The 7,722-nt window shown below is 58.1% G+C and carries 10 protein-coding genes; 3 read left to right on the forward strand and 7 right to left on the reverse strand.

Annotation, left to right across the window (positions count from 1 at the left end):
• The first annotated feature begins 528 nt into the window (after positions 1-528).
• Positions 529-915, forward strand: a complete 387-nt coding sequence (locus GEU01_RS10610; RefSeq protein WP_232272497.1) for a hypothetical protein — start codon at positions 529-531, stop codon at positions 913-915.
• Positions 916-934: 19 nt separating this feature from the next.
• On the opposite strand, the gene GEU01_RS10615 is transcribed toward GEU01_RS10610, so the two are convergent.
• From GEU01_RS10615 to GEU01_RS10635, 5 genes are all read right to left on the reverse strand, one after another.
• Entirely contained in the window at positions 935-1,192 is a 258-nt protein-coding gene (locus GEU01_RS10615) for a hypothetical protein (protein ID WP_019086069.1), read from the reverse strand.
• On the reverse strand, positions 1,189-2,661 hold the full coding sequence (locus GEU01_RS10620; protein WP_019086070.1) for a PepSY-associated TM helix domain-containing protein: 1,473 nt from the start codon (positions 2,659-2,661) through the stop codon (positions 1,189-1,191). Before GEU01_RS10620 ends, GEU01_RS10615 begins: the two co-directional genes overlap by 4 nt.
• Positions 2,661-2,936: a hypothetical protein gene (locus GEU01_RS22625; RefSeq protein ID WP_010507404.1), complete on the reverse strand. Its 276-nt coding sequence runs from the start codon at positions 2,934-2,936 to the stop codon at positions 2,661-2,663. Before GEU01_RS22625 ends, GEU01_RS10620 begins: the two co-directional genes overlap by 1 nt.
• Before the next feature lie 171 nt (positions 2,937-3,107).
• Positions 3,108-3,749 carry an RBBP9/YdeN family alpha/beta hydrolase gene (locus tag GEU01_RS10630; protein ID WP_232272498.1) on the reverse strand — a complete coding sequence of 214 codons (642 nt, stop codon included), beginning with the start codon at positions 3,747-3,749 and terminating at the stop codon, positions 3,108-3,110.
• 172 nt (positions 3,750-3,921) lie between these two features.
• Positions 3,922-4,437 carry a thioredoxin domain-containing protein gene (locus GEU01_RS10635; RefSeq protein WP_019086073.1) on the reverse strand — a complete coding sequence of 172 codons (516 nt, stop codon included), beginning with the start codon at positions 4,435-4,437 and terminating at the stop codon, positions 3,922-3,924.
• Between the two features lie 630 nt (positions 4,438-5,067).
• On the opposite strand from GEU01_RS10635, the gene GEU01_RS10640 reads away from it, so the two are divergent.
• The gene (locus tag GEU01_RS10640; protein ID WP_010507407.1) at positions 5,068-5,283 is read left to right on the forward strand and encodes a hypothetical protein; all 216 of its coding nucleotides are present in this window, start codon (positions 5,068-5,070) and stop codon (positions 5,281-5,283) included.
• 229 nt (positions 5,284-5,512) lie between these two features.
• Here GEU01_RS10640 and GEU01_RS10645 read toward each other — a convergent pair whose 3' ends face one another.
• Both GEU01_RS10645 and GEU01_RS10650 read right to left on the reverse strand, forming a co-directional pair.
• Positions 5,513-6,274, reverse strand: a complete 762-nt coding sequence (locus tag GEU01_RS10645; RefSeq protein ID WP_019086074.1) for a hypothetical protein — start codon at positions 6,272-6,274, stop codon at positions 5,513-5,515.
• Positions 6,275-6,292: 18 nt separating this feature from the next.
• Complete coding sequence (locus GEU01_RS10650; RefSeq protein ID WP_019086075.1) at positions 6,293-6,961, reverse strand: type 1 glutamine amidotransferase domain-containing protein; 669 nt, start codon at positions 6,959-6,961, stop codon at positions 6,293-6,295.
• Positions 6,962-7,461: 500 nt separating this feature from the next.
• On the opposite strand from GEU01_RS10650, the gene GEU01_RS10655 reads away from it, so the two are divergent.
• Positions 7,462-7,722, forward strand: a 261-nt coding sequence (locus GEU01_RS10655) for a helix-turn-helix domain-containing protein (protein ID WP_026018662.1), incomplete at its 3' end; no start/stop codon positions are given.

The following is a 7,722-nucleotide window of genomic DNA, read 5'->3' on the forward strand; positions in this document are numbered from 1 at the left end:
CGTCACCGTGGCATCAGGCGAGGGGGGATGACTGCCGGGATCTTGTATGCGGAACCGACCGTGGCCTGTTGCCGCGATAAACCGCAATGACATCAGGGACGATGCAGTGAAATCGTAATCATGCCGGATGGACAGGTTGGCCGTCATGCCCAACGCAATGGATCATGGGACAGCATGATCGTCGTGATGCGCCCATGTCGTAATCCGTCGGGGATCCGGAACCCGTTCGGGGGCAACGGGCTTATGTATCCTGCCTGCCGGCACTTTACCTTTTTACGGGATCTGTCCCTGTTTGCCGTCATGAATTATATTTATGTAATGTGATATTCATTACCGGAAATTCGCCATGAATATGGATTTGTGCCGTTATCATTATTGGAATATGCATTTTTCTCTGGCTGTATCTGTGGTCATGCGGGGTTTTCATGCCAGTTGCCCGGAATAAACGGTATATTGATACAGTAGTGTGACAATCCGCCATTGTTTTGTCGTGACGTGATATCAGGTTAAGGGAAAAGGAGTAGGGTAATGAGGCATATGAAATCCCTGACAATGGCACTGACTGTCGTGGCGCTGGCCGCTGCGCCGGTTCTGCCGCTATCCCATGCACATGCACAGCATGGTCCCAGTGGCGGCGGCCATGGCGGCCCTGGCGGTGGTGGCCATGGTGGTGGACCAGGATTTGGCGGCCGGGGTGGTCCCGGCGGTCCGGGCGGTGGTCCCCGTGGCGGTGGCTGGGGCGGCGGCCCGCGTGGTGGCTGGGACCGTGGTCCCGGTGGCTGGGGTGGTGGCCCGGGATGGTATGGTGGTCCGCCGCCTTATGTATATGACGGTTATGGTTACCCCGTTTATCCCGGCTACTATGGCTATCCCTATGGCGGGTTCGTGGGGGGCTGGGGGTGGGGTGGCTGGTAAAGCCATCCCTTCCTGCCGTTCAGTGACGGCGTGACGCCAGCCACAGGGCTATGCACAGCCCTGCGATGGACAGGCTGGAGAACCACATGAGCACACCCGTCACCCCGCCCATCCGGGCCGCCAGTACCAGTGCGACGGCAGGGGCGGCAATCCGGCCGACAAGCGCCATGCATTGTCCATGCGGGGCAAGCGTGGCGAACCCGTAACGGTGCGGATGCAGCCGTACATGGCATGAAAACGTCATGAGCCAGAGCAGGAAGGTGGCGGGAAAGATCATTCTCCGTCACCTTTCAGCCTGCGGCGGATATACAGGACAATAATCGCCACAAGCAGTCCCGTGCCATCTATTGCTGCATGAATGGCAGGCAGGCTGTACACGGCCCGTGAGCCGGTCAGGGCATCGAGCACGGGCAGGCCGCCCCCCAGTAACGCAATCAGGCGCAACTGTGGCCTCCACGCCATGTTCATGCGCCTGCCTGATGTGCATAGGCTGGCATGGCCGGCGCACAGGATCCATGCGCCCAGGAAACAGCCGATTTCCATACGGTTCCGGCCTGCCATGCTGGTCGGTAGCATACGGTTGCACCACAGGAATGCCAGTGCGCTGACAGGCAGGCCGGTCAGTGTGCTGATGGTCAGGCTTTCCGCCACACGAAAACCGATCCGGTGTCCCGATCTGCTGCGCCGTTTCATCAGGAACAGGACAAGTCCGCTGCCGATCATGGCCGTGGCGCACAGACCCGATACGAAATACAGCCAGCGCAGGCCCGGGGTGGCAAAACGGGCATAATGCAGGCCATGCATGACCTGCATGATGTGGGCGATGCGACCCGGCGTTGTCGTCATGCCCAGCAGGCGACCGTCCGGCAGGCGGAAATCGGCATGGTCGCGGGTCAGGAAAGGCCCGGATGCATCACTGGCGTATACGCTCAGGCGGTCAGGGGAAAAAAGGATAAAGCCCGCATCGCGTCCCTGCAGGCTGTGGCGTGCTGTTGCAAGAAGCGGGGCAAGCGGCGGCAGGGGGGGCGGAACACCCGGCGCGGCCTTGGTGCCTGATGCAGGGGTCGTTGGCGGCTTTTCATGAACAAACAGGTTTGCCAGCGGTATGGCAGGCAGGATCAGGCCTGCATTGACCAGTACACCGGTATAGATGATCATGATGGTGAAGGGCAGGAACAGCACGCTGACCAGCAGATGGGCATCCAGCCATCCGCGCAGGCGTGCGGCGGACAGGCGCAGCCTTACGATATCGGGAACAAGCGCACGGATATGAATGACAATCCCCGACCCGATGGCGACAAGCAGGATAACGCCAGCAATATTGACGATACGGGTGCCCGTCGTCCCTTCCAGCAGGGTATAGTGGAAACTGAAGAAGAAAGTCCCCCCCATCGTGGCGCGGACCGGGATGGGCATGCCGGTGCGGGGGTCAAGCAGCGTGCCCACAAACTGCCGCCCGTCATAATGCAGCACATCAAGGGTTGGCGACCGGGCGGAGGGCAGCGTCAGGAAAACCGACACCCCACGGACCTGCTGTTCATGGATCAGGCTGGATGCGGCATCCAGGGCGGTATCGGTCAGGGGGGTGTAGGCAGGTACCTGGTTTTCAGGCTGCATCCATCGTGTGATTTCCGTATCGAACACCGACAGGGTGCCCGTCATGAAAATGCATACGGCAAGCAGGCCAACTACAAAACCTGCCCAGCCATGTAACCATCCCATGCGGGTACGCAGGGTTTCACGCATCAGGAAACCAGCAGTCCAACAATGATCGCGACACATCCGGCAGCACATACGCTCAGCAGGCCCGCATATGCGCTGAAGCACAGCACGATCAGTACCGGCAGGCCGGCAAGCGCAATGATCTGGCCCAACTGGACAGTGGCATTGCCGCCCGACATGCCCGCAATGTCCATCATTACGAAACAGGCAACAGGATATGAAACCAGACAGGCAATCACGATACCCGCTATGCGGTTACGTGTCAGGCGTGTCCGGTCTTCTGTCCTGTCTGTGGTCACGACGCCTCCCTTTCCAACAGTCTGACACATAAATGCGACGCATTTGCATTGTGTCTATGCCATGAAGGGTCGCCCATGCGAAGGGACCTGAAGCATTTTATTTTGGGAAGATCACATGGTTATGCATGGGAATGGGCGGATCGCTGCAGCCTTCTATCCGTGCGCCACGATCTACAGGGGGGACGTGGCCTGCACGGCAAGGGAACGCGCCAGACCATCCAGCGCTGCCATGCCATCAGGCCACAGGCCGACACGGGCATGATTGCCGATATGACCCACCGCGCCTGCGTTGACCAGCGTTGCCTGCCATTGCACGGCCAGATGCCGGGCGCGGGACATCGACAGCCATTCATCATCCTGACTGGCCATAAGTACGGCAGGGAAGGGCAGCGGTGTTGCTGGCAGCGGCCCAAAACTGGTTATCCGGCCAGAATCGGGGCCATGATGGTGGTCAATATCCGCCGGTGCGACCAGAAAGGCCCCGGCGACGCCATCCAGCCCATGTTCGCTCGCCATGCGCACGCTCAGTACGGCGCCCAGACTATGGGCCACCAGAATGACAGGTTGATGGCAGGCGTGTAAGGTCTGTTGCAGTTGCCGTTTCCAGTCCGGATAGGTCGGGCGTGTCCAGTCATCCTGCTGGACACGATGCACCGTAATCCCGCGCAGGCGTAAGAACAGTTCCCAACGTGACTGCCAGTGACGCGGCCCCGATCCATCCAGGCCGGGCACGATGACAATGGCGAACCCGGCAAGGGCCTGTATCAGCGCATTTTCCACGGTTGTCCCGTGGTCCGGGGCGTATGGCGGCATGACTGTCCTGAACATCGGATCCGGATCTGTGGAAAGGGGCAGGGGCATCTTCATGCTTTCAGCAGGGTGATCAGTGGATTGTACGCACGTGGAGACATGCTGGCCTGCAGGCTGTCACGCATTGCCTCGTATGCGTGGTGAACCAGCCTGTCCGGTCACGTCCCCGAGTTTTCTATGCCGCACGGGGAATGTGTCTGAGTGGCGCGCAGTCAATACCAAACCCGCGTGCCACGTGTATGACCGTGGCAAAGTCCTGCTCGGTGGCAGGGGGGTGGAGCAGGGTGCTGCGAACCGTATTGTCGGGATCAATGATGAACGCCGCATGTTCCTCCAGTGCCGGGTTTTCTGGCCCGACATCCACCTCAATACCCCGCCACAGACTGGCAATGTGGCCAGTTTCATCATGAATGACCGGGAAATCCGGCATGGCTGGCAGCGTGATGGCAGAAGGGTGGGGCGGCATATCCGCAAGGCGCGGGGAATGTAGTGGTGAAAGACCCAGCAGGCGCACGGGCTGCACGCAGGTGCGCGCCCACCGTATTCCGGCCCGCAGGCTTTGCGTGCTGTAACCTGCCGGATGGGTCAGGACAATGCGCCAGCACCCATGGCCCCATGCGTGGAAACGGATCGGGCCCATGGTGGTATCGGTCATGAAATCCGGGGCTTTCCAGCCGGGTGAAATGGCCATTGCCTGTCTCCTTGGATGGGCAGAAGCGGGTGGGCAGGAAACCGTGCGCAGGGTTGTTCCATGATATCGGACTGGCAGGTCTTTTTTCCGGTCCACGTTCAGGGAATCAGTTATCCTGTTTCATATGTGGATTATATAAACACATCAATAAAAATGTGCATATAAAAATTGTCATATAAAAATATAACAAAAAATAATGATATTATGCATGGTCGTTCCGACGATCCTAGCCGTGTGAACGGGATGGGACGGCCATATGCAGGCATATTGGCCACCGTGCGGAAACGGATAAAAAATGCATATAACATGCTGTTAAAAAGGAATAATTTATTAACGATATGTGAAATGTCACATATTATGATATATAAATTATTCCACTATATATATGTTATTATGTGTTGACGTATATCGCCGGGTGTGTATGATCCCGACTGAAACGCCATATACGTCAATAATCATGCGGGATGATGATCGATGATCCAGCCAGCCATGCGAATGCGTAGCACTGATCGATGTCGCACCATCGCTACCGCCCCCATTGTGCGGGTGACCATTCCATAAAACAGCCGGTGGAAATTCTGCCGGAAACCGTCCGCATTCCATCGCGGACATGCAAGGGCAGTCTTTTCAATGCTTGAATCACGTATCATCGAAATTGACGGTACTTTCCTTGGCACCGTCATTCTTGAAGCGGATCGCCAGACGCGCCGCTTTTACGCCACGCATGACAGTGTGCGGGCGTTCCATAACCATACCCTGAAGGGACATGATGACGTTGCCCTGCAGGTCGCGCGGCTTTATCGCCGGGCGCATGCAAGCGCGCGCATGGCTGCAACGGGTAAATAACCGCTTCATGTAGCGACACGGTTTTTATGATCAGGGCCATGTCCGGAAACGGTTTTCGCCACAACCCGCATNGGGTTGTGGCGGCCTGTCATCTGTATGGGATCACATGGTCCTGCCATTTGGTGCGGGTCAGCGGCTTTTTCAGGCGGCTTCGAGGAACGCCGCCTTTTTTTAAGGCAGCGCCCGGACATGTTTATTTTTTATCAGTGATCTGTTTTCAAATCGCGTCTCAAACTGGCTGGCCCGCAGGTGGCGTCAGTCGACCGGGATTGGCCTTCCAGTCGCGCAGGGCTTCCTCGCAATAAGGCAGGACCTCGAACACGGCCATCATGCCCAGCGCGCCCAGTGCATAGGGCAGCCCCAGCGGCACGCGCTTCATCCGCAATGGCCTGGACCGGATGACCTTGCGGCCCAGCAGCGCCTGTACCTGCGGCCAGTGCAGGACCGCGATCAGGGCGACGGCCAGCAGCGGAACCATCTCGAGGAAGCTATGGACATGCTGTTCCATCGGCTGGACCTCGCGGCGGGTCACGGCATAGCTGACATCCCACATGGCTGTTGCTTCATGCACGAAAAATGATGCGATCATGAATGACAGGACCGGCGCGTCTATTTCCAGAAACAGCCCGGCCAGAACCGGAAACGCCGCTTCCCCCAGCATAAGCAGGTGGATGCCGGTTTCCTTCAGTCCCGTGGTGTGTTCGATATCCGTCCGGCGGTGGCACCACCAGTCCGTCAGACCCGATGCCAGCCAGACAGGTATGACAAAATACTGTATGACCCGGCGCGCGACGTGGCGCGTGGTATCGGTTTCCTCCGGTTCATCCTCGACCGGTCTTTTCGCCGACATGGTGGCTGGCGGGTCTGCCGTGGCCGGTTCATCTATCCTGCGCCCGCGCCACCATGCAATGAATCCGGCCCCCAGCGTCACCGCCCCGGCACAGAGCATGGTGGACGCGTAATATCTCAGGAAAGTGCGGTTTTCCATCATGTCCTTGCCCCTTCCATCCTATTGCGGGGCGTGGTGGTGGGCAGCCGCAAAAAGCGCGACAATGGCGGGACAGAAGGCTTTCAGGTCATGGGGATTGCGGGATGTAACCAGCGTGCCGTCGGTGACCACTTCCTCATCCACCCAATGCGCGCCTGCATTGGTCAGGTCCGCGCGCAGGGAGGGCCATGACGTGATCCGGTGACCCCGTACCCCATTGGCATTGATCAGCGTCCATGGTCCGTGACAGATGGCGGCGATCGGTTTATCGGCCTGGACGAATTCGCGCACGAACCGCACGGCGTCGTCATCCATGCGCAGGTGATCGGGGCTGGTGGTGCCGCCAGGCAGGACCAGCCCATCAAAATTGCGCGCATGGGCCTGTGCCACCAGCAGGTCGACCTGATAGCGGTGGGTGGGGTGAACATCCGCTTCCATGGCCTGGATGGACCCATGGGTGGGGGAGACAAGGACGGTCTGCGCCCCGGCCTGCCGCAACGCCGCGACAGGTTCGGTCAGTTCCACTTCCTCTACCCCGTTGGTGGCAAGGATGGCGATGGTCCGTCCCGCCAGCCGGCCATGCTGGGGATGGGCCTGCGTTTCGGTTTGCATGTCGTGAAGGGGCATGGCATCCGGCATTGCCGTCGTACTGTCTGATGTGCGGACCGTATTGGACACATGGTTGGCCATGATCGTTCTCCGTCAACTGTAAAAGGTTGCGGGGACATGGTTTGTGCTGTTGTCCCGCATGCAACCTGTTGGCGTCATAACGACCGGTCCGGATGGATGTTCCCCCTGAATATGCCTGTCATTGAGAGGGGTTGGCATGTCTGTCTGGAAACAAATTGTTGATAAGAAAGAATAAATATTTTTGGGGGTGGCGTTTTTTTTAAAAGGCGGCGTCCTTCCGGGTTTTCTGAAAAAAAGCTTCCCCAGAAACGTCTTCATGATTGCAAGATCTGTACTGGACTGAATTATCCAATTATCCTTCGTTTATAAAAAACGGGGTGGGATGTATTTATTTCTGAAAATACATCCTGCCCCGACAGTATTGGCAAATATGACATATGGATTCATGGCCCAGGTAACGGCCTTATACCAACCATTGTTTGGCCTGACTCACGGGGTACCCATCGGTTTAAAAATGTGATTCATAGGATGCAGACCATTCTCTGAAGGAGGCATTCTGGATGGGCAGCCCTCTATCCCTGCGTGACGATCATGATAGTTCGGAGTTGCGACGCCTTGCGCGCAGAAGCCGGCATGCGGGTCAGTCGCGTCGCCTGTTGGCGCTTGCGGCGATTTATGATGGCGCCTCGCGCGGCGAGGCGGCCCTGCTTGCGGGGACAGACCGTCAGAGTATCCGTGACTGGGTGCTGCGTTTCAATGCGGATGGCCCGGATGGCCTTGTGGATCGTCATGGCGGGGGACAGAAAGCCCGCCTGACACAG

Source organism: Komagataeibacter europaeus LMG 18890, from assembly GCF_000285295.1.
Taxonomy (GTDB): Bacteria; Pseudomonadota; Alphaproteobacteria; order Acetobacterales; family Acetobacteraceae; genus Komagataeibacter; species Komagataeibacter europaeus.

What these genes read in the sequence shown, in the direction of transcription:
- GEU01_RS10630 (WP_232272498.1), bottom strand. Translation starts at nt 3,749, where the DNA reads ATGCCGCCATACGCCCCGGACCACGGGACAACCGTGGAAAATGCGCTG.
- GEU01_RS10615 (WP_019086069.1), bottom strand. Translation starts at nt 1,192, where the DNA reads ATGATCTTTCCCGCCACCTTCCTGCTCTGGCTCATGACGTTTTCATGC.
- GEU01_RS10650 (WP_019086075.1), bottom strand. Translation starts at nt 6,961, where the DNA reads ATGGCCAACCATGTGTCCAATACGGTCCGCACATCAGACAGTACGACG.
- GEU01_RS10610 (WP_232272497.1), top strand. Translation starts at nt 529, where the DNA reads ATGAGGCATATGAAATCCCTGACAATGGCACTGACTGTCGTGGCGCTG.
- GEU01_RS10645 (WP_019086074.1), bottom strand. Translation starts at nt 6,274, where the DNA reads ATGATGGAAAACCGCACTTTCCTGAGATATTACGCGTCCACCATGCTC.
- GEU01_RS10620 (WP_019086070.1), bottom strand. Translation starts at nt 2,661, where the DNA reads ATGCGTGAAACCCTGCGTACCCGCATGGGATGGTTACATGGCTGGGCA.
- GEU01_RS10640 (WP_010507407.1), top strand. Translation starts at nt 5,068, where the DNA reads ATGCTTGAATCACGTATCATCGAAATTGACGGTACTTTCCTTGGCACC.
- GEU01_RS10635 (WP_019086073.1), bottom strand. Translation starts at nt 4,437, where the DNA reads ATGGCCATTTCACCCGGCTGGAAAGCCCCGGATTTCATGACCGATACC.